The sequence below is a fragment of the Mycolicibacterium neoaurum ATCC 25795 genome, from assembly GCF_000691525.1.
Classification (GTDB): Bacteria; Actinomycetota; Actinomycetes; order Mycobacteriales; family Mycobacteriaceae; genus Mycobacterium; species Mycobacterium neoaurum.
Window position 1 is genome coordinate 175,645 of sequence record NZ_JMDW01000012.1, and the last position, 20,262, is coordinate 195,906.

The following is a 20,262-nucleotide window of genomic DNA, read 5'->3' on the forward strand; positions in this document are numbered from 1 at the left end:
ACTGGCATAGGGGCCACGATAGCCTCCGGCGAGACACCACGGCGCGACCCGTCCGCCGAATACCTCCCAGCTCGCTGACTAGCGCGTAAGTTATCGGACGTCGGGAATGATCACAGGAGCTGTCATGCGGTTGCGCGTTCGTCCTTATCTGATGGCAGGCGTCGCGGTGGTGGCCGCAGGCAGCATCTCCCTTCCGTCCTCGGTGACACCGTCGAGCACACCGGCCGTCCGCCACGACAGCGTGGCGCTCACCGCGCAGGCACGAACCTTCGACGCGCTGCCGGCCGCCCTGGTAGCCGTCCGGCCCGGCGCGCCCGATGCCGGGCCGACCGAACTCCCGAAGCTTTTGGCAGAGGCACTGGACACGGCACCGTCTGCCCAGGCGAGCGCGCTCGCACTGCCAGGACTGGGCAACGCCATCATCGATGCCTATTACACGGTGATGCCCTGGGTGGACTGGGGCGTGAACCTGGCGGTGTACGCGACCGAATGGATCCCGCTGGTCAACCTGTTGACCCCGCAGATCGACATCTTCTATTACTCGCTGATCCGGCCGATCATCACCAGCGGCGTGTTCAACTTCGCCTACTGGGTCGGCGGCGCGATCGATTTCAGCCAGGGACTGACGAACTTCTTCAACGAGTCGGTGGCCGCCGGCGTCAACTTCATCAACACCGAAATCGACTGGTTCCTGAGCTTCCTGCCCCCGCTTCCGCCGTTCTTTCCGCTGGCCGCGGCATCCCAGGCCGTGATGGCCGTCGAGGGGGCGCGCACGGCGGTGCAGATCCCGGCCGACCCCGAATCCACCCCGGAGTATCCGGACGAGCAACAGAACGAGCCGACCGAGTCCGCGGCATCGACCCCGACACCTGACCCGACGAGCCCGGACCCGACGGCACCGGAGCAGACACCCACGCCGCAGGCCCCCGTCGAGACCACCCCGCAGCCCGATATCACCCCGGAAACATCCGAAGGGGTCCACGAGGAGGTCTTCACCGAGGAGGTCTTCACCGAGGAGGGCTTCACCGAGCAGGCCGGCGAGCAACAGGAAGAGGACCTCCGCGACGAACTGCGCAAGGAGGCTGCCCAGGAGTCGAGTGACCTCGGCGCGGACGATATCGGCGACACCACCGGTACGGGCACCGACTCCGGTGGCGTCGTCGAGCACGCCGGCGATGACGGCCCGAAGACCGCAGACACCACGACCACGCCGGCCGATCGTGCCGCCGGGAACACGGCATCGGACGCCGGCGGCTCAGAGGGCTGACCGGCGCAGGCCACCGGGTTCAGAGGTGGCGACGCAACACCGCCGCAGGCGGCAGTAATCCGCCGACGATCAGCAGGAGCACCGCGTAGGCCATCACGCCCGCGCCGTCGAACACCACGTCGCCGCCCGGTCCACCGAGCGCCAGCCCCAGCACGGTCGCCAGCCAGGCCCACATCGGCGCGGCCGCGAGGCGGGGTGAGGACGTCCATTGCAGGGCCACCCACACCAGCGCCGCATTGACCGCGCCACTGACCACCACGGTGATCGGGAAGGGCACCGCGCCGATGCGCAGGGGGAGAAAGAACGCCGAAACCAGCGCCGTCAGCACACCATCGAGGGCGAGCACACCGAGGACGACGGGTGGCAACCAGGCCGGCCCGTCTGCACGATCGGCCGTCAGGTCGGGATGCTGTCGAGCAGCGCGACCAGCGAGCCGACGACCCACTGGAAGTTGTCGGCACGATCCTGCTGATGCTGCAGGTTGGGATCCAAGTCCGGGTCCATGACGGTGACCATACCGCGTCCGCGCCCGGCTATTGCAGATTCAGCCCAGCCAACAGGTCGGATTCGACACCGTCGGCGCCCCGTTCGCCCGCTGCCAGGACGTAATGCTCGATACCCCACAGCGGCAGCGCGATCTTGTTCGACAACGCCAGGGAGCGCCCGTCCGGGGCCACCATCACCTGGGTGGCGTGCGCCCGCAGGGCCGCGGCCTTGGCCGGTAGGTAGTCGGTCGCGTCGATCACGGCGTCGACCTGATCGTCGGGGAATCCGAAGGTGAAGTCCTCGGCCTTGATGACGACCCAATCCTCGGGCGGGGTGCCGATATTGCGAAAACCCTCGACGAATCCGGACACCGCCATCACCGTCCAATAGAACTTCGGCACCGCCCACCCGGCCGCGGCGGACGCGGCGACGGCGGCGGTGCTGACCTCGTGCACCCGGATGTGGTCGGGATGGCCGTATCCGCCGTTGGGGTCGTAGCCGACCACCACATGCGGCCGGAAATCGGTGATGACGGCGACCAACTCGGCCACCGGATCGGCCAACGGGGCCGCCACGAAGCTCTGCCGATGCCGCGCCGGCGTGCCCGGCATACCGGAGTCCCGCCAGCGACCCGCTCCGCCGAGATAGTGCGGGGCCCGGACGCCGAGAGCTGCCAGCGCCGCGGTCAGCTCGCCGACCCGGTAGCCGCCGAGTTGATCGGCGTGGTCGACGGCCAATCCGGCCCACTCCTCGCCGATGACCTCGCCCTCCTCGCCCATCGTGCAGGTGACCACCCGCACGTCGGCACCGGCGGCGGCATACTTCGCGATCGTCGCTCCGGTGGTCAGCGATTCGTCATCGGGATGGGCATGAACAAAGAGAAGCCGCGGCGTTTCCACTCCCCTAGGTTTACCGTGTGCCGCCACCCGATGCGAGACGCCGAGGTCTGCAGTTCGGTTGCGCGATCCTGGCGACCGGTCTGCTGGCCGGCGTGGCGGGGGCGGCGACCACCGTGGCGCTGCATGGAATCGAGCACCTCACCTACCACTACCGTTTCGGCAGCCTGCTCGACGGCGTCAGCGCAGCCCACCCGCTGCGGCGCGTCCTCGGACCGGCGGTCGGCGGTGCGCTCGCCGGTCTTGGTTGGTGGTGGTTGCGCCGCCGCAGCGCGGTGCCAGGCCTGTCCGCCTCGATTGCCTCGCATCGACCGCTGGCCCGCGGGCCGTTGGCCATCGACGCCGGGCTGCAGGTGTTGGTGGTCGGGTCCGGGGCCTCGCTGGGCCGCGAAGGTGCCCCGCGCCAACTGGCGGCCGTCCTGGCCGACGCGGCCACCACACGGCTGGCGCTGACGGACCGGGACACGCAGATCCTGCTGTTCTGCGCCGCCGGGGCCGGGCTGGGCGCGGTGTACAGCGTGCCGTTGGGCGGCACCCTGTTCACCATCAGCATCCTCGCGCGCAGCTGGCACCCGCGGGTGGTGGGTACCGCACTGATCACCTCGAGTCTTGCGGTGGCCGTCGCCGCCCCGGTCACCCACCTGGACCACTCGCTGCGCTGGCCCGACGCCGACCTGTCCTATCTGTTCGTCGCGCTGGCCATCCTGATCGCGCCGTTGTCCGCCTGCGTCGCAGCGGCTTTCGCGCGCATCACCGCCACCGGCGGCGCTCCGCCCGTCGGTAAATGGCTGGTGTTCGCGATCGCCGGCGCGGGCCTGCTGACGGGCATCTGTTCGCTGTGGTGGCCGCAGCTTCCCGGCAACGGCCACAGCATCCTGGTCGTCAGTATCGACACCGAGCTGACCATCCCCTCCGCGCTGGCGATCCTGCTGCTCAAACCCGTTCTCACCGCGTTGTTCCTGCGCGCAGGTGCCGTCGGCGGCCTGCTGACCCCGGCACTGGCCACCGGAGCGGCCGCGGGATGCCTTGTGGCACTGCTGATCAACGAGTTCACACCGGTGACGGGAGTCCACGTCAACACCGCCGCGCTGGCGTTGACGTGCGCGGCAGGGGTGCTGGCGATCACCCAACGCTCGCCGGTCTTCGCCGCGGTGTTCGTCTGGGAGTTGGCACACCCACCGACCTGGTTGCTCGCGGTGTTCGCCCTGGCGGCCTTCGCGGCCACCCAGGTGTGGCACCGCACCGTGGATCGCGGGTGATCGGTACGGTCGAGGGCATCGGCCACCCACCGGAAGGACCACCTGATGGGAACGAACTTCTACTCGGCGGTGCCGTCGGCATCCGGGCACGCGTTGTCCGCGCTGGCCGCGACCGGTGGCACCCGGGTCGGGGTGCACCTCGACCCGGTCTACGCCTGGGCCAGGGACCCCGATCCGGCGCGCCGGGTCGGGCTGGTCAGCGGCGGCGGGGCGGGCCACGAACCCATGCACGCCGGCTTCCTCGGTCGCGGCGGTCTCGATGCGGTCTGCCCCGGTGAGGTGTTCACCTCACCGCACAATCGCCAGATCCACGCGGCGAGTGCGAAAGTCGCCGGCAACGGTGGCGTGCTGCACATCGTCAAGAACTACACCGGCGATGTGCTGAATTTCGCCATCGCCGCCGAACGATTGCGCGCCGACGGTATCGAGGTCGATCGCGTGCTCGTCGATGACGATCTCGATTCGCAGGGCCAGGAAGTGGGCCGGCGGGGCACCGGCGCGACGGTGGTGGTGGAGAAGATCCTCGGCGCCGCCGCCGATCGCGGCCTGTCCCTGGCCGAGCTTGTCGAGCTGGGTCAGGCGGTCGTCGCGTCATCACGCTCGCTGGCGGTGGCTCAGCGCGCCTGCACCCCACCCGGCGCGGACCGCCCCGCCTTCGACGTGGCCGCCGGGACGTTGGAGTACGGCGTCGGTATCCACGGTGAGGCGGCCCGTGAGTCGATCGCCCGCCCCGAGTTGGACGCGCTGGTGACGCGGATGGTCGGTGAGCTGCTCGACGATCTGGACATCACCGACGCCGGGGTTGTCGTCCTGGTCAACGGGCTCGGCGGCACCGGGGATCTGGAACTGTGGCATGTGCTGGCCGAGGTCACGCGGGCACTCGCCGATCGCGGGGTGCCGCTGCGCAGTGCGGTATCGGGCACGTTCGTCTCCGCACTGGACATGGCCGGGTTCTCGATCACCGTGACCGCGGTGGAAGACGAGCAATGGCTCCAGGACTGGTGTGCACCGCATCGCACCGCCGCACTGCCGTCGCCGGTGCCCGCCGACATCACCATCACCGGGGACCAGGCGAGGCAGCCGGCGGGTGAACCGTCACCATGGCTCGGCCGGCTCGCCGACGACGTCGCCAGGATCCGCGAGCCGCTCAACGATCTCGACCGGCGGGCCGGCGACGGGGATATCGGCACCAACCTCGACAACGCGTTGCGGGCGGCGGTCCGTCGCGGTGCCGGCGCCGATGCCGACCTCACTGCCGACTTGCACGCATTGGCAACGGCTTTCGCCGAGGACGTCGGCGGCTCCAGCGGGCCGCTGTTCGGCCTGGTCCTCGGCAGGGTCGCGGCCAGTGTCCACACGAAAGGCACAGCGAGCCCGGCCGATGCGGCGGCCGAGGGGTTGCGCGACGGGGTGGCGGCGATAACCCGTGCCGGTGGCGCGCGCGTCGGTGACCGCACCATGGTCGACGCGCTGCACCCGGCCGGCTGGGACGGCGAGACGCCACGGGGTGCGCTCGACGATGACGCGCTGACCGCCGCCCTCGACGGTGCGGTCGCGACCAGTTCGATGGTCGGTAAGCGCGGGCGGTCCAGCTATGTCGGCGACAAGGCGATCGGCACCACCGATCCCGGAGCGTTGGCCGTCGTCGTGGTGCTCACCGCGATCGTCGAGCGCATCGATGGCCGGCGCCGGGATGCGGTGCGCGACAGGCTCGCCGAATTGATCGAGGGCTGAGCGTCAGGGCTGCTTGACCCACTTGCCCGCGTCGCCGACGATGCCGACCGGCACTGCGCCGCTCAGGCTCACCCCGGCGACATGCGGGCCGGCGGCCACGATGGTGGTGTCCTGCAGGATGGGCAGCACCGTGGCCATCTCCCACAGCCGCGGTTCGACGGCGTCGATCACCTTCCCGATCTCCTCGGTACCGCGCAGCGCGGCATCGATCCTCGGTTGGATACTGCGGTCGCAGATCCCGGTCAGGTTACTGGGCGCCTGCACCAATTCTCCTGGGCCGCCGGGAGGTTGGGGTGCGGACGTACCGGTCGTCGTGGGTGGCGTCGGCGACGGTTTCGGCGCCGGTTTCGGCGGCGTCGGGCCGGCCGGGGTGCCGGATGTGGGCATCGTGGTGGTCACGGTGACGCTGGGGGTGGGTGTGACGGTCGAGACGGCGGTGGCCTCCAGCGCCGGGCAGCCGTAGCGCGAGGCCAGCGCGGTGGCGAGATCGCCGCCGGCATGATGCCAGCCGACGATCGCGTCGACCGAGTTGTCGGCCAGCGCATCGCCATAGAGCTTCACCGGGTCCAGTGCCGACACCGAGGCCGTGATGCCGACACTGCGCAGTTGGTCGGCGGCGGTGTTGGCGACGGCGATCGAGGTGGGGTCGTTTGCGGCCACGCCGAGCACCAGCGTCAGCGGTTCGCTGTCGCGCATGAGCTGGCCCCGCGCCTCATCGGGCGCCGGTGTTCCCGGCGTCGCCGTCGCAGTGGGAGACACCGGGGTGATCTGGTACCCGGAATCGGCGAGCAGTGCCAGCGCATCCTGCTGACTCATCGCCTGCGGGGCGGTGGGCACGTACCCCGGGTCCGACGGGGAACGCACCTGCGCCTGCGCCAGCGTCACGGTGTTGTCCGAGCCGGCGCCGACGGCGGCCAGCAGGTCCACGTCGAGCAGGCCCAGCAGTGCCTTGCGCACCCGCAGATCGGTCAGCTCCGGCTGCTGGGCACGCAGCGTCAGCTGCATCACGCGCGGCGTGACGATCCGGGCGGTGCGCACATCCGGGATCGCCGACAGCTGGGCGAACGCCGCCTGCCCACCGTGCACCTGGGCGACCTGGGTGTCGCCGTTGCGAATCGAATCGGCCAGGGCCGCAGGCGATCCACCCCGCCGAAACAGGATCTGGTCGGGGGCGGCGGGCTGACCCCAGTAGCGGTCGTTGCGGGCGAGCATGATCTCGTCGCGCTGCGGGTCGATGCTCTCCACCCGGAACTGACCACCGGTGACCGGAAGGGCGCGCACCAGGCCGGCGCCGAAGCTGCCGGGCATGTCCTTGACGATGTGCGCGGGCAGGATGTTGTTGAACAACTCGCGCCAGGCCGGGTAGGGCTGGGCGAACGTCACCACCGCGGTCTTACCGCCCTCGACCGACTGGACCCCGGTGATGAGGTCATAGCCCGCCGGGTCGACAACCCCGGGAACGCTGACCATCTGGCGCCACAGGTACCAGAAGTCGTCGGCCCCGATGGGGGCGTTATCTGTCCAGGCCGCTTCGGGGCGGATCTTGTAGGTGACGGTGAACGGCTCCTCATTGGTGACCTCCGCGGAGATCAGCAGGGTGGGATCCATCTCCCAGCGGGACCCGGTGGGGGTGTTCGCGTCCGGAATCGGCCGGAACGAGCTGGGCAGCACCAACGCGGAGACGGCAGCGTTCACCGAGGACTGGTCGGAAAGCAGGTGCGGGTTGAACCCTGCGCCGATCGCGTCGATGGCCATGATGATCTGCATGGCCTTGGCCGGCGGTGGTGGTGGGGTCTGCGTCGTCTCGGTGCTCTGCGGGGCCGGCGGGGGGCTGACAGTGCAGCCCACCAGCAGCAACGCCGACAGGACGGCGACAGTGGTGGTGAGTCGGCGGGCTGTCGGCACGCCGTTCAGGGTATCCGGCGGTACCGCCGCTTCTCGATCAGACGGTCCGCAGGGCCGTGTCGGTGATCACCGAAATCGTCGTGGCCTGGGCGTTGACGACGTAGACCCGCCCGTCACCGACCGCGAATCGATTGGGACTGGCGCCCACCTCGACCGGGTCCACGACCGTGTTGGACACCGTGTCGATGACCGCAACGGTGCCGTCACTGCGACCCACATACACGCGGTCGCCCGCCGCGGTCACGCCCAGTGACGTCGCCCCGACGTCGATCTCCCCGATCTTCTGGTAAGTCGTGGTGTCGACGACGAAGACGGTGTTGCCCCCGACGTTGGCGACGTAGAGCTGATCACCGCTGATCGCCAGCGCCACCAGCGGGTTGGTGAAAGGCGCGGTCAGCACGATCGGATCGATCGCCGGCGTCGCGGGATAGACGTCGATCTGGGTGTTGTCGGTGGTGTCGACAACGGTGACGGTGCCGAACACGTAGTTCGCGGCGAAGAGCCGGGTGTCGGTCGTCGCCAGACCGAACGGGGCGATACCGACCGGTGCCGTGCCCACGACCGTGTCGGTCAGCGTATCGATGACGGTGGCGGGCGACCCCGCGTTGTCGACGTTGGCGACGTAGAGCCGCGACCCGACGAGCTGCATATCCGCTGGGCTCTCCCCCACCGGGATGACGGCGACCACGGCGCCGGTGACGGTGTCATAGGCGCGTACCGTTCCGTTGCCACCGGCCGGCGGTGATTCGCTGATGTAGAGCTTGGTGCCGACGGCGGTCAGGGTGGTCGGGTTGGTGCCGGCCTGGAACTCCCCCACCTTCGCGTTGGTCGCGGTGTCGAACACCAGCACACGACCACCGGCAGCGATATACAGCCGGTCCCCGATCACCGCCGCATCGGTCGGGGCGGCGCCCAGCTCGATGGTCGCGGTCGTCGCCGCGGCGGTCGGGTCGATGGGCGCAGCGACCGGCACCGCCACCACGTTCACCCCGTCGGCGGCCTCGATGACGAAGGTGACGGTCTGCTGGCCGGTCGCGGCCGCGCGCGCGACGAGCGATATCGGCGGGGCCGGGTTGGCGTCGAGCCGGGCCTGCGGGTTGGGCGTGAAGGCCCATTGCCCGGTGACCGGATCGACGGTGACGGTCCCGAGTGCCGGATCGATAGGTGCGGCAAGCGAATACGTGACCGGGTTACCGGTGCGCGAGACCACGGTGACCCGGCCGGTGACCAGCCCGCTGGTCTGGTCTGGTTCACCCACCGTGGTCACCGGCGACACACCGCCCGGCACGGTGACCACGATGCTGACCGTGGCGCTGTTACCGGTGACGGCACCGTCAGCTGCGCTGTAGGTGAAGAAGTCGGTTCCGCTGAAGTTGTCGTCCGGGGTGTAGGTGAACGATCCGTCCGCCGCCAGCGTCAACTGGCCGTGGCTCGGACCCGTCACCAACTGCGCCGCAAGGGGTGTGGTGTCGTCATCTGTGTCGTTGGCCAGCACCCCCGAACCCACCGGCACCACCAGGGTGGTCGCCTCGGCCGTGGTGTAGGAGTCGTCGACGGCGACCGGGGGTTGGTTGGGCTGTGCCACCGGCGTCACCGTCAGTGTGACGGTGGCGGGCCCGCTTGCCGAGAATCCATCGTCGGCGCGGTAGCTGAACGAATCCGTCCCACTGAAGCCGGCGTCCGGGGTGTAGGTGAACGACCCGTCCGAGGTCAGCGTCAGCGTCCCGTTGGCCGGGCCCGTCACCAACCGGGCAGTGATCGGATTGCCGTTGGCGTCAGTGTCATTGGCCAGCACGCCGTCGCCCGCCGTCATGGTGAGTGCGGCGTCTTGCATGGTGCTGTACCCGTCCCCGCGCGCCACCGGCGGTGTGTTGAACAGCCGGGCGATGATGTTCGCCAGCCCGGCCACCAGATTGGACAGGGCCGTGCTGATGAATGTCCCGATACCGCTGATGATGCGGCTGACCGTCGTACCGACGACCTCGAACAGGTTCGGTGCGGCGCCGGCCGCAACCGGCGTGACGGCGCCGGCGGGTGCGGTGGCCACCGGTGACACCGTGCGCGCCGCGACCAGCGATAGCGCGCCGGTTGCCGATTCGCTGTCGGTGGCGACCTCACGGCGGGTAAAAGCCAGTGCCGCCCACAGCAGCGGCGTCCCGACCTGGCCCCATGGATCGTTGGATGCGGACGGCGCCCCGGAGGCGGTGATGACGGTCAGGGAATTATCCTGCACCGCAGCAGATTCGGGGCTGACCACGATGTGCGCCGCCCCTTCTGTCAGGTCGTGCGCCGGCGCCGGCGCCACCTCAAGGGGCGGCTGCACTGACGTCGATTCGAGCTCGGCAACGATGTCGGGGGGTGCTGGTTCGGTGACGGACACTTCGGTGATCGTCCCGTCGATCGGGTCCTGGCCTTGATCACCCTCGTGCGCGTCGCCGGTGATCGGCGCCCGCTCCTGCGACCGCTCGCGCTGCCGGCTCGGCTCGGCAGCACCGGGCGGCTCGAGTTCCTCGGCGGATTCGTCGGCGGTCTCGTCCTCGTCGGCGGACTCGGCGACTGGGTCGGCCGATGGCAGCTCGCCGTCGTCGCCACCAGCGATTTCCGACGTCTGGCCGCGATCCGGCGGGACCGTATCGGCGCCACCGGATTCTGCGGACTGTGCCGTGTTCGGGGCGTCCTCGGCGTGTGCCACCGCGCTGCTCACGGCGCTGGACAGTGCCACACCCACCCCGAGCGCCACGGCGAGCGCACCCACCCGACCGATGGGCCAGCGGAACTGTGTCGCCGGTCCCTTGCGATGTCGTCCGATTTCAGATCGCTGTGCCATCGGATGCCCCCTCCGCCCTGCCCGGACGGTGCGAAGCGTAACGCGATCAGCACCGCGCGAACGGCCGTTTCGGCGACATCGGAAGTTTGCTCAGCTCCGCGTCACACCGCGGCGGCGGATACCACCCGGCCGCGAGGGCGGGCGAATCCGTCCGCGCGACAGAGTCTCAACGAACATCGGCCCGGCATTCCCCCGATGATCGGCGTCCATCGAGAATTTGCCGATCGCAAAGATCTTCCGGTCGGCTCGTTGCGGGACTAGGAGTTCTGCTGCTTGGCGCGCGCCTTGGCACGCGCCCGCAGGCTCGCCGTCAACTCCACCTTGCGCACCCGCACGATCTCGGGGGTCACCTCGACGCACTCGTCCTCGGCGCAGAACTCCATGGCCTTCTCCAGGTCCAGTTCCAGCGGCCTGGCCAGGGTCTCCATCACATCGGCGGTAGAGCTGCGCATGTTCGTCAGCTTCTTCTCACGAGTGATGTTGATGTCGAGGTCCTCGGCGCGTGGGTTGATCCCGACGACCTGTCCCTCGTAGGTCTCCTGGCCGGGCTCGACGAAGAACTGTCCGCGGTCGGCCAGCTGGATCATCGCGAACGGCGTGATCTGGCCACTGCGGTCCGAGACCAGCGAGCCGGTGTGCCGCGCCCGGATCTCCCCCGCCCACGGGCGGTAACCGTCGAACACCGCATTGGCGATACCGGTGCCACGGGTGATGGTGAGGAAATCGGTGCGGAAGCCGATCAGACCGCGGCTGGGCACGATGAAGTCCATCCGCACCCACCCGGCGGCATGGTTGGTCATCTGCTCCATGCGGCCCTTGCGGGCGGCCATCAACTGGGTGATGGCGCCGAGGTGTTCCTCGGGACAGTCGATGGTCAGCGCCTCGAACGGTTCGTGCAGCTTGCCGTCGATGGTCTGGGTGACCACCTGCGGCTTGCCGACGGTCAGTTCGAAGCCCTCCCGGCGCATCTGCTCCACGAGCACGGCGAGCGCCAGCTCACCGCGGCCCTGCACCTCCCAGGCGTCCGGTCGGCCGATATCGACGACCTTGATCGACACATTGCCGATGAGCTCGGAGTCCAGCCGGTTCTTGACCATGCGTGCGGTCAGCTTGTGACCGGAGACCTTGCCCGCCAGCGGAGAAGTGTTGGTGCCCACGGTGACCGAGATCGCCGGCTCATCGACGGTGATACGCGGCAGGGCGTGGGCATGCTCGGGGTCGGCCAACGTGTCACCGATCATGATCTCCGGGATGCCCGCGACCGCGACGATATCGCCGGCGACGGCCTCATCGGTCGGGGTGCGCTCGACACCGACCGTCACCAGCAGTTCGGTGATCTTGGCGTTCGTGATGACCGGATGCCCGTCGACTTCGCGCATCCAGGCAACCTGCTGCCCCTTCTTCAGCTTGCCCTTGTAGATGCGGATCAACGCAAGACGGCCGAGGAACGCCGACGCGTCGAGGTTGGTGACCAGGGCCTGGAACGGCGCGTCGGGATCACCCTGAGGCGGCGGGATGTGCTCCATCAGCACGTCGAACAACGGGTCGAGATTCTCGCCGTCGGGGTTCTGACCGTTGGCCGGCTGGCTGGTGCTGGCGATGCCCGCGCGGCCCGAGGCGTACAGCGTGGGCAGGTCGAGCGCCTTCTCGGCCGCTTCCTGGGCAGCCTCGTCGAGGTCGGAGGCAACATCGAGCAGCAGATCGTGACTCTCCTCGACGACCTCGGCGATGCGGGCGTCGGGCCGGTCGGTCTTGTTGACCACGACGATCACCGGCAGATGCGCCGAGAGGGCCTTACGCAACACGAACCGGGTCTGCGGCAGCGGACCCTCGGAGGCGTCGACCAGCAGCACCACACCGTCGACCATGGACAGGCCGCGCTCGACCTCACCACCGAAGTCGGCGTGCCCTGGTGTATCGATGACGTTGATCACCGTGACGGTGCCGTCGGCGTTGTGCCGGTGCACCGCGGTGTTCTTGGCCAGGATGGTGATGCCTTTTTCTTTCTCAAGGTCACCGGAGTCCATGATGCGTTCGGTCGAATCGTCGCCGCGGTGCGACAACGCACCGGACTGCCGCAGCATGGCGTCGACCAGCGTTGTCTTACCGTGGTCAACGTGCGCGACGATGGCTACGTTGCGAAAGTTAGGGCGAGAATCCACGTCAGTGATTGTCGCAGTGTGAGTACCCGATCACGAAAACGACGGGGTTCAGTGGAAGGCGTGCGTGAAGAAGCTGCTCTTGGCCAAGCCGAAGAAGAAATGCTGCCGTAGCAAGCCCCGGTGCAAGAAGTGTCCACTGGTCCTGCACAAGGTTCAGAAGGCGGCACACAACGGGATACGCGGCAAGGAACTGGAGAAGGTGTACAAGCTCGCCCGAAAAGCCTGATGAGCTGCGGTGTTGCCGGTTCCACCCGGGGCCACACCGCATCGCGAAGGCCCTGTCCGCGGTATCCGTGCGACGGTGCGGACAGCGTCGCAACGTGGCCCTGGCCACGCCCGTCCGAGCCGACCGCGTCGGCGGCCGCACACCGGCCCCGACGATCCGCCAGGCGGCCCCGCACATCGCTCGGAGTGTGCCGCATGTCACTACCGGCGGACGCGCGACCGAGAGTCCGCGACTACGCCGGCGGCCGTGGTTACGGCAATCCGGCACCGCGCCCGACAGTGCACATCGGCAGGGGTGATCGCGCCGCCGAGCAAACCGGATTGCGGCCGGCGGATTAGCGCTTGCCAGTCAGCCGCACACGCCCTGCTACTGAGAACTTCTCAGATTCCCAATTACCCTGCTCGTCAATACATCTCGGACAGCAAAGCCGCGCACGCGACCCGAAGGCGCCGATTGGCGGGACCCCGGATGGTAACGTTCGCCGTTCCTGAGCGACGAGTAGAGCGACCATATTGGTCCGATGTGACGAAGGGTTCGAGCCGATGCCGGAGACCACCAGAAGCCTGTGGCGCCTCGCCACCAAGATGACCGCCATGGGCCTGGGCACCGCTGCCGTCGCCGCCGCGTTCGCCACCGTCGGCGCGGCCACCGCCGCCGCGGATGTCAAAGAGATCACCCCGCGACCCAACGTCACCAGTCGGCAGGCTTCGGAGTTCGACAAGAACGCGCTGCGTCGCTCGGGCCAGGGTGTCGCGCGCGGTGCGCTGGCCGACACCCGCCGAGCCGACGGTGGCGGCATCCAAACCCAGGGCGAGGTCCGCGACGGCATCATCGCCGTTCCCGGCACCACCTCGAACCCGTTCGGCGTGCGCGCCAACGGCCAGTTCCGGCGCGGCGCCCCGCTGGGCAGCTGGTAGCAGCAGCTAGCTCAACGCGGCCGTCAGCTCGGGGATCCAGGCTCGGTCGGCGGGCACCCAGGCCAGTGCGTCGAGGTCGGGAGCGCGCACCCAGCGCAGCGCCTGGTGGTCGAGGGGATGGGGACTACCCGAGCGCAGCGTCACCAGGTGGGCGCGCATCGTCATCGTCGGGCTCAGCACCACCTGCGCGGCCAGTGGAGCCTCGACGCTGACCTCGATACCGAGTTCTTCGCGCAGCTCGCGGATCAGCGCGTCGGCCTCGCTCTCCCCCGGTGCCACCTTGCCCCCGGGCAGTTCCCAGAGCCCGCGCAGTTCGGCCGGGCGTTGCCGCTGGGCCACCAGCAGCGCGCCGTCGGAAATGAGCGCACCCGCAACGACGATCTGCTCGGTCATCGAGCTCGACGGTATACCGTCGGATTCATGGCTGTATTGAGCGATGACCGCGTCGACGCGGTGCTGGGCGAGCTGAACGGCTGGGAGCGCTCCGACGGCGCGTTGCGCAGGTCGGTGGAGTTCCCGACGTTTCTGGACGGTATCGGTGCGGTCAGCCGCATCGCCGAACTGGCAGAGCGGAAAGACCACCATCCCGATATCGATATTCGTTGGCGCACAGTGCAGTTCGCGCTTGTCACACATTCCGAAGGCGGGATCACGGACAAGGATGTGGAGCTGGCGAAGGCGATCGATCAACTGCTCGCCGACTGAGCGGTCGACCGCGGGCGGCCAACCAGCCGAGGGTGAGCACGGTGGCCACCGGGTAGACCAGGCCTGCCCAGGCAAGCTGCCACGGCCTGCCGATCTCCCAGATGGTCGGCTGGGCGAAGCTGAGCAGCCAGGGCACCCCGATCACGGTCAGCGCCAGCCAACCCCAGCCGAGAACCCGGGCACCCAGACTGTCGCGCAGCGGTCCGTGTAGCAGCCAGATCATCAGCGGGATCAGCCATACCCAGTGATGCGTCCACGAGATCGGCGACAGCAACAGCCCGAACAGCTGCACGATGAGGATGCCGCCGAGGCGATCGCCGGTGCCGACCGCACGCCAGGCGAGAACGGCCAGCACCGCGGTGAGGGCAAGCGCCAGCAGGACGGCAGGCCCGTACCCGGCGTCATGACCGACGATGCGCGAGATGGCGCCGCGCCATGACTGGTTGAACGAGGTGCCGATGGGTCCGACGCGGCTGGCGTCGCCGAGGAGATCGGTGAAGTAGTAGCGGGCCTGCTCGCCGACCACCAGGGCCGACACACCGATGGTGGCCGCGAACACCACGGCCGAGAACACCGCGACACCCCAGCGCCGCACGCCCACGAAGTACAGGCCCGCCACCGCGGGGGTCAGTTTGACGCCGGCGGCCAGCCCGACCAGCAGGCCCGACAACCACCACCGGCTGCTCTGCACCGCCCACAGCACGGCCAGCACCAGCACCACGTTGATCTGGCCGTAGTCGAAGGTGCTGCGTAGGGGTTCGGTCCAGATCCCGACAGCGGTCCAGGCCATGGCCGGGCGAATGTCGCTGCAGCCCAAGAGGTTCAGGCTCATGCGCACCACACCGTAGAGGGCGGCGAAGATGCCGAGCTGCCAGATGAACGCCACCACGGCAAACGGCAACAGGCTCAGCGGATAGAAGACCACGGCGGCGAACGGTGGATAGGTGAACGGTAGCGGGAAGTCCGGGGTCTGCTCGGCGTAGACGTAGTCATACAGCGCGCCCGGGGTTTCCAGCGTGTCGGCACCGCCCACGTAGACGTGCAGATCGACGAAGTTGGCCCCGTTGGGCACCAGGTAGGTCCACGCCAGCCGGGCCAGCATGCTCAACACCAACAGCAGGGGCGCCCAGCGGTAGAGCTGCGCGGTCAGGGAGGCATAGCGGTCGGTGTTTACCGGCCCGACTCTATCGACCGAGATGCAGCCGGTGGCGCTGCGCTCCCGCCGAGTGTGCAACCTCGACGCCCGCGGACGTCAGATCCCGACGAGGTTTCACGCTCGGCGCCGGTCCGGTGACGGCGCCGGAACGCCGTTCCGATCACCGTCGGCGCACGCCTCCGTAACGGTTGAATAAACCACACTCCTGTCACTTGAGTAACACCAGTAACTCGCTACCTTCGGTTTCAGACGTGCCGCCAACGAAACGGGGAGAACCGTGTCATCTTTCAGAAAACTCTTTGCCACCAGCATGATTGCCGGTGCCGGCGCGGCTGTGGCCGCGTTGACGCTGAGCCCGGCCGCGGTGGCCGAGCCGGCTCCCCCGGTGCCCAACCCGCCGGCCATCCCCGGCGCGCCGAACGTGCCGTTCGCGCCGCAGCTGGCCAGCATCCAGACCGTCGCCCCGCAGATCATCCAGGGCGTCGCCTCGGTGCTCACCGGCGGTAACCAGGCTGCCAGCACGCTGCCGGTCGATCCGATCACCCCGGCCGGCGCTCCGCTGAACCAGGCCGCGGCCACCGTGCCCGGCGCCGTGCCTGCCGCGGCAGCTCCCGCAGCAGCCGCCGCCCCCGCCGCCGCGATGGCCGGTGTGCAGAACCTGGTTCCCGGGCTTGCCGGCCTGATGCCGGCCGGCACCCCGCTGGCGGGCCTGCTGCCGGCGACCGGCGCCGCTCCCGCCGCCGCACCGGCAGCGCCGGGTGCCCCTGCCGCTCCGGCCGCGGGCCTGCCCAACGCCTCGGACGCGGCCCAGTCGCTGGTGCCGATGTTCGTTCCGCTGTCGGGCCTGCCCTGATCAGTAGCGCCGCCAACGTAACCACCACCTAGCCAGGGGGAGACATGCCATCGATCCGGACCACGCTCACCAGTGCCACGGCCACCGCGCTCGTGGTGCTGGGCGGGGGCTCGGTGATACCTGCCCACGCCGATCCGGCCGCGCCCATGCCGCTGCCGATCAACAATCTGCAGGCACCGGGATTACCGGCGATGGAGACTCTCGGACCCGCCATCCAGCAGGCCGCCGCCAACCCAGGCGATGCGGCGTCGATGTTGATGGCGGCCGCCGCCGCATTCGCGGGAAACGCGGCGGCTCCGGCTGATTCGCAGAACCTGGCCACCGCGGTCAACCAGTTCGCCGCCGCGCCGCAGGTGCACACGCCTGCGGCCGGCGCGGGCGCCGAGGCCCATCTGCCCGCCGGGATCAACCCCGCCTACTCGGTGGGCCCGATCCCCGATGCCATACCCGCTGCCCCGGAGGCCGCCGTCGACGCGCCCGTGGTCCCGGCACCCGAAGCGGTGCCCCCGGCCCCGGCTCCGGCTCCAGCCGAACCGCTGGCCGCGGCGGCCGCACCGGCTCCCGCGCCAGGGCCCGCACCGGCACCCGGCGCGATGCCCGACTTCGGCCCGGACGCGCCCACCACACAAGACTTCATGTACCCGTCGATCAGCAACGGATGCCTCAAGGACGGCGGCAACGTACTGGCCGCCGCCATCTCGGTCGCCGGCCCGGCGAAGATTCCCGCGCCCGGCCCGGGCCCCGGCCAGACCGCCTACATCTTCACCGCCATGGGCACCCCGGGACCGGCCGCCGAGCAGAAGCTGCCCCTCAATGTCACCTGGGTGAACCTGAGCACCGGAAAGTCAGGCACCGCGACGCTCAAACCGCAGGCCGATATCAACCCGGCAGGCCCGACCACGCTGACCGCCATCGCCGACACCGGCTCGGGCAGCATCATGTCGACCATCTTCGGTCAGGTCACCACCACCGAGAAGCAGTGCCAGTTCATGCCCACCATCGGCTCGACGGTGGTGCCCTAGATCGGCGGCCTCAGTAGGCCATGAACAGGATCATCTCGCGGTCGTACTCGCGCCCGGGATGCGATTCGGACAGATGCGCCTGCGCCTTGGCGACCAGGTCGTCCTCATCGGCGCCCTGAATGGCTTCTCCGCAGGGGCAGTTCAGATGTGTCTTGGCCATATGTCCACAATCGCATACGCGCCAAGATGGTGAGCATGGACACCTACGACGTCATGCGTACGACCGGCGCGGTACGCCAGTTCACCGGTGAACCGCTGCCCGATGAGACCCTGACCCGCATCCTGGACAACGCCCGGTTCGCGCCCAGCGGCGGTAACAGGCAGGGCACCCACGTCATCGTGATCCGCGACGAGGCCACCAAGTCGGCGCTGGCCGATCTGAGCGTGACCGGCGCGCGACGCTATATCGCCCAGAAGCGCAATGGCGAAAGCCCGTGGAATCCCTTGCATCCCATGGGCGTGTCCGATGAAGACCTGGCAGCGGTGCAGGTGCCGCGGGCCACCCATCTGCTCGACGCCGAGGTGCTGCTGGTGATCTGCGTCGACCTCGGCGTGGTCGCGGCCTTCGACCAGGACCTCGACCGCATCGGCGTGGTGGCGGGCGCCTCGGTGTATCCGCTGGTGTGGAACATCCTGCTGGCCGCGCGGAACGAAGGCTTCGGCGGTGTCCTGACGACGATGGCCATCGCCGAGGAGCCGGCGGTGAAACAACTGCTCGCGATACCCGATGACCACGCGCTGGCCGCGGTGCTGCCGCTGGGCAAGCCCGTCACACAGGTCCGCAGACTGACCCGCAAACCGGTCTCGGAGTTCGTCACCCGGGAGCGCTTCGACGGCCCCGCGTTCGGTTGACTCTGCGGTGACGGCGCGTGCCACTCGCACTTTCGCGCCGTGAGTGCAGAGTCAGCTGGCGTCAGGCCTGCTTCGCAGCCTTCCGGGTCGACGGCTCAGGCCTGCTTCGCAGCCTTCGCGGCGGCCTTCATCTTCTTCTTGTACGCCCGCACCTCCTGCAGCGAGTCGGCGTCGACGACGTCGGCCACCGACATGTGCGTGCCCGCCTTGCCGTAATCCCCTGCCGCGGCGCGCCACCCCTTCGGAGTCACGCCATACTGCTTGCCCAGCAGCGCAAGGAAGATCCGCGCCTTCTGGTCACCGAAACCCGGTAGCCGCTTGAGCCGGCGCAGCACCTCCGCACCGTCGGGATCACCCTCGGTCCACAGCCGGCTCACGTCACCGTCGTACTCGTCGACGATGGCCTGGGCCAGCGCCTGCAGCCGAGTGGACATCGAACCCGGGAAGCGGTGGATCGCCGGGGTTTCCGAGCACAGCGCGGTGAACTCGTCGGGGTTGTAGTCGGCGATCACCCGCGCATCCACGTCACCGATGCGGTCGGCGATCTTCTTCGGCCCCGCGAAAGCCACCTCCATCGGGATCTGCTGGTCCAGCATCATCCCGACCAGCAGCGCGAACGGGTTCGATTCGAGTAACGCGTCCGACGCTGGATCTTGGGTCAGGCACAGATTCCCGGTCATGCCGGCAAGCCTACGACGTCCAGTTTCGCCAGAACCGCCGACGGCAGCGCGACTCCTGCCAGACTGGCGAACATGAGCGCAGCGTCTGCGGTGCTGCACCGACTCGCCGAGATCAGGTCCTGGCAGGAGGACCTGTACCGCGATCTGCACCAGCACCCCGAGCTGTCCCATCACGAACACCGCACCGCACGGCTGGTCGCCGACCGGTTGCGCGCCGCCGGCTACGACGTGCACGAGCGGATCGGGGGCACCGGGGTCGTCGGCATCCTGCGCAACGGCAGCGGTGGGTCGGTGCTGCTACGCGCCGATATGGACGCACTACCCGTCCAGGAGGCCACCGACCTGCCGTATGCGAGCTCCGCGCGCAGCGGCGACTTGCCCGTGATGCACGCCTGCGGCCACGATGTGCATGTCACCTGCCTGCTCGGCGCCGCGACCTTGCTTGCCGGCGCCACCGAGGATTGGTCGGGGACCCTGATCGCTCTCTTCCAACCTGCCGAGGAGACCGGCGACGGTGCCCGCGGCATGGTCGAGGACGGCCTGGCCGACCTCCTCCCGCCGGTGGATGTCGCACTGGCCCAACACGTTTTCCCGGTACCCGCAGGCCAGGTCGTGACGCACCCCGGCCCGATCCTCGCGGCCGCCGACAGCATCCGGATCACCGTCTACGGCCGTGGCGCACACGGTTCGATGCCGCAGTCCGGGGTCGACCCGGTGGTGCTCGCTGCGATGATCGTGCTGCGCCTTCAAACCATCGTGTCCCGGGAGGTCGCCGCCACCGACACCGTGGTCCTGACCGTCGGCGCAATCCACGCCGGCAGCAAGAGCAACGTGATCTCCGACCGCGCGGTGCTGGAGGTCAATCTGCGCACCTACGACGACGGGGTCCGCGAGACGGTGCTGGCCGCGATCCGGCGCGTCGTCACCGCCGAATGCCAGGCATCGAATTCCCCGAGGGAACCCGATTTCGAGCTGTACGACCGGTTCCCCCCGACCGTCAACGACGACACCGTCACCGCACGGGTCGGCGACGCCTTTACCGGGTTCTTCGGCGAACGGCATGAACCGATCGGGGCAGGCGCGGCCAGCGAGGACTTCAGCGACCTCCCCCGTGCGCTCGGCGCGCCGTACACCTTCTGGGGTATCGGCGGCATCGACGAACGGCTGTACCGCGAGGCGGTCGACTCCGGCCGTGTCGCTCAGGACATCCCGGTCAATCACTCACCGACATTCGCACCCGTCATCCAGCCCACCTTGGACACCGGCACCCAGGCCCTCGTGGTCGCCGCACTGGCCTGGCTGGCCACCTAGGTCC

Annotated in this window: 19 protein-coding genes; 10 read left to right on the forward strand and 9 right to left on the reverse strand. The window is 69.1% G+C overall.

The features are described 5' to 3' along the window. Positions 1-124 precede the first annotated feature (124 nt). The gene (locus tag IC40_RS26925; RefSeq protein WP_051644378.1) at positions 125-1,267 is read left to right on the forward strand and encodes a hypothetical protein; all 1,143 of its coding nucleotides are present in this window, start codon (positions 125-127) and stop codon (positions 1,265-1,267) included. 19 nt (positions 1,268-1,286) lie between these two features. Here the strand turns inward: IC40_RS26925 and IC40_RS0118470 are convergent, their stop codons facing one another. Together IC40_RS0118470 and mshB are read right to left on the reverse strand one after the other, a co-directional pair. Continuing rightward, complete coding sequence (locus tag IC40_RS0118470; protein WP_030136177.1) at positions 1,287-1,712, reverse strand: hypothetical protein; 426 nt, start codon at positions 1,710-1,712, stop codon at positions 1,287-1,289. Between the two features lie 88 nt (positions 1,713-1,800). After that, positions 1,801-2,652, reverse strand: coding sequence for an N-acetyl-1-D-myo-inositol-2-amino-2-deoxy-alpha-D-glucopyranoside deacetylase (gene mshB, locus IC40_RS0118480; protein ID WP_081843485.1), 852 nt, complete (start codon positions 2,650-2,652; stop codon positions 1,801-1,803). 17 nt (positions 2,653-2,669) lie between these two features. Here mshB and IC40_RS0118485 point away from each other — a divergent pair, with 17 nt between their 5' ends. After that, positions 2,670-3,908, forward strand: a complete 1,239-nt coding sequence (locus tag IC40_RS0118485) for a chloride channel protein (protein ID WP_030136179.1) — start codon at positions 2,670-2,672, stop codon at positions 3,906-3,908. A 45-nt stretch (positions 3,909-3,953) separates the two neighbouring features. Continuing rightward, positions 3,954-5,642, forward strand: a complete 1,689-nt coding sequence (locus IC40_RS28470) for a dihydroxyacetone kinase subunit DhaK (RefSeq protein ID WP_051644379.1) — start codon at positions 3,954-3,956, stop codon at positions 5,640-5,642. Positions 5,643-5,645: 3 nt separating this feature from the next. Here the strand turns inward: IC40_RS28470 and IC40_RS0118495 are convergent, their stop codons facing one another. From IC40_RS0118495 to typA, 3 genes are all read right to left on the reverse strand, one after another. After that, positions 5,646-7,556, reverse strand: a complete 1,911-nt coding sequence (locus IC40_RS0118495; RefSeq protein ID WP_169740076.1) for an ABC transporter family substrate-binding protein — start codon at positions 7,554-7,556, stop codon at positions 5,646-5,648. Positions 7,557-7,584: 28 nt separating this feature from the next. After that, positions 7,585-10,374 (reverse strand): cadherin-like domain-containing protein, encoded by a 2,790-nt coding sequence (locus tag IC40_RS0118500; RefSeq protein ID WP_030136182.1) that lies wholly within the window; start codon positions 10,372-10,374, stop codon positions 7,585-7,587. A gap of 257 nt (positions 10,375-10,631) precedes the next feature. Further along, the gene (gene typA / locus IC40_RS0118505) at positions 10,632-12,536 is read right to left on the reverse strand and encodes a translational GTPase TypA (protein WP_030136183.1); all 1,905 of its coding nucleotides are present in this window, start codon (positions 12,534-12,536) and stop codon (positions 10,632-10,634) included. A gap of 64 nt (positions 12,537-12,600) precedes the next feature. On the opposite strand from typA, the gene IC40_RS28050 reads away from it, so the two are divergent. Both IC40_RS28050 and IC40_RS0118515 read left to right on the forward strand, forming a co-directional pair. Next, on the forward strand, positions 12,601-12,762 hold the full coding sequence (locus tag IC40_RS28050; protein ID WP_090559211.1) for a hypothetical protein: 162 nt from the start codon (positions 12,601-12,603) through the stop codon (positions 12,760-12,762). Positions 12,763-13,304: 542 nt separating this feature from the next. Continuing rightward, positions 13,305-13,679 (forward strand): hypothetical protein, encoded by a 375-nt coding sequence (locus IC40_RS0118515; RefSeq protein WP_030136184.1) that lies wholly within the window; start codon positions 13,305-13,307, stop codon positions 13,677-13,679. A 6-nt stretch (positions 13,680-13,685) separates the two neighbouring features. On the opposite strand, the gene IC40_RS0118520 is transcribed toward IC40_RS0118515, so the two are convergent. Beyond that, positions 13,686-14,072 carry a (deoxy)nucleoside triphosphate pyrophosphohydrolase gene (locus IC40_RS0118520; RefSeq protein WP_030136185.1) on the reverse strand — a complete coding sequence of 129 codons (387 nt, stop codon included), beginning with the start codon at positions 14,070-14,072 and terminating at the stop codon, positions 13,686-13,688. Between the two features lie 27 nt (positions 14,073-14,099). Here IC40_RS0118520 and IC40_RS0118525 point away from each other — a divergent pair, with 27 nt between their 5' ends. After that, entirely contained in the window at positions 14,100-14,384 is a 285-nt protein-coding gene (locus IC40_RS0118525; RefSeq protein ID WP_030136186.1) for a 4a-hydroxytetrahydrobiopterin dehydratase, read from the forward strand. On the opposite strand, the gene IC40_RS0118530 is transcribed toward IC40_RS0118525, so the two are convergent. Next, positions 14,329-15,534, reverse strand: a complete 1,206-nt coding sequence (locus tag IC40_RS0118530; protein WP_234411655.1) for a mannosyltransferase — start codon at positions 15,532-15,534, stop codon at positions 14,329-14,331. The two genes, IC40_RS0118525 and IC40_RS0118530, sit on opposite strands and share 56 nt — an antisense overlap. Positions 15,535-15,817: 283 nt before the next feature. On the opposite strand from IC40_RS0118530, the gene IC40_RS0118535 reads away from it, so the two are divergent. Both IC40_RS0118535 and IC40_RS0118540 read left to right on the forward strand, forming a co-directional pair. Continuing rightward, positions 15,818-16,393: a hypothetical protein gene (locus tag IC40_RS0118535; RefSeq protein ID WP_191293531.1), complete on the forward strand. Its 576-nt coding sequence runs from the start codon at positions 15,818-15,820 to the stop codon at positions 16,391-16,393. Between the two features lie 44 nt (positions 16,394-16,437). After that, positions 16,438-17,415: an Rv1157c family protein gene (locus IC40_RS0118540; RefSeq protein WP_030136189.1), complete on the forward strand. Its 978-nt coding sequence runs from the start codon at positions 16,438-16,440 to the stop codon at positions 17,413-17,415. 10 nt (positions 17,416-17,425) lie between these two features. Here the strand turns inward: IC40_RS0118540 and IC40_RS27335 are convergent, their stop codons facing one another. Next, positions 17,426-17,575, reverse strand: coding sequence for a DUF1059 domain-containing protein (locus IC40_RS27335; RefSeq protein WP_019510838.1), 150 nt, complete (start codon positions 17,573-17,575; stop codon positions 17,426-17,428). Between the two features lie 35 nt (positions 17,576-17,610). Here IC40_RS27335 and IC40_RS0118550 point away from each other — a divergent pair, with 35 nt between their 5' ends. After that, a complete protein-coding gene (locus IC40_RS0118550) occupies positions 17,611-18,267 on the forward strand; it encodes a nitroreductase family protein (protein WP_030136190.1) in 657 nt (218 codons plus the stop codon). A 95-nt stretch (positions 18,268-18,362) separates the two neighbouring features. Here IC40_RS0118550 and IC40_RS0118555 read toward each other — a convergent pair whose 3' ends face one another. Beyond that, positions 18,363-18,947, reverse strand: a complete 585-nt coding sequence (locus IC40_RS0118555) for an HhH-GPD-type base excision DNA repair protein (protein ID WP_030136191.1) — start codon at positions 18,945-18,947, stop codon at positions 18,363-18,365. Positions 18,948-19,019: 72 nt separating this feature from the next. Between IC40_RS0118555 and IC40_RS0118560 the strand changes: the two genes are divergently transcribed. Continuing rightward, positions 19,020-20,258, forward strand: coding sequence for an amidohydrolase (locus IC40_RS0118560; protein WP_030136192.1), 1,239 nt, complete (start codon positions 19,020-19,022; stop codon positions 20,256-20,258). Positions 20,259-20,262: the final 4 nt, after the last annotated feature.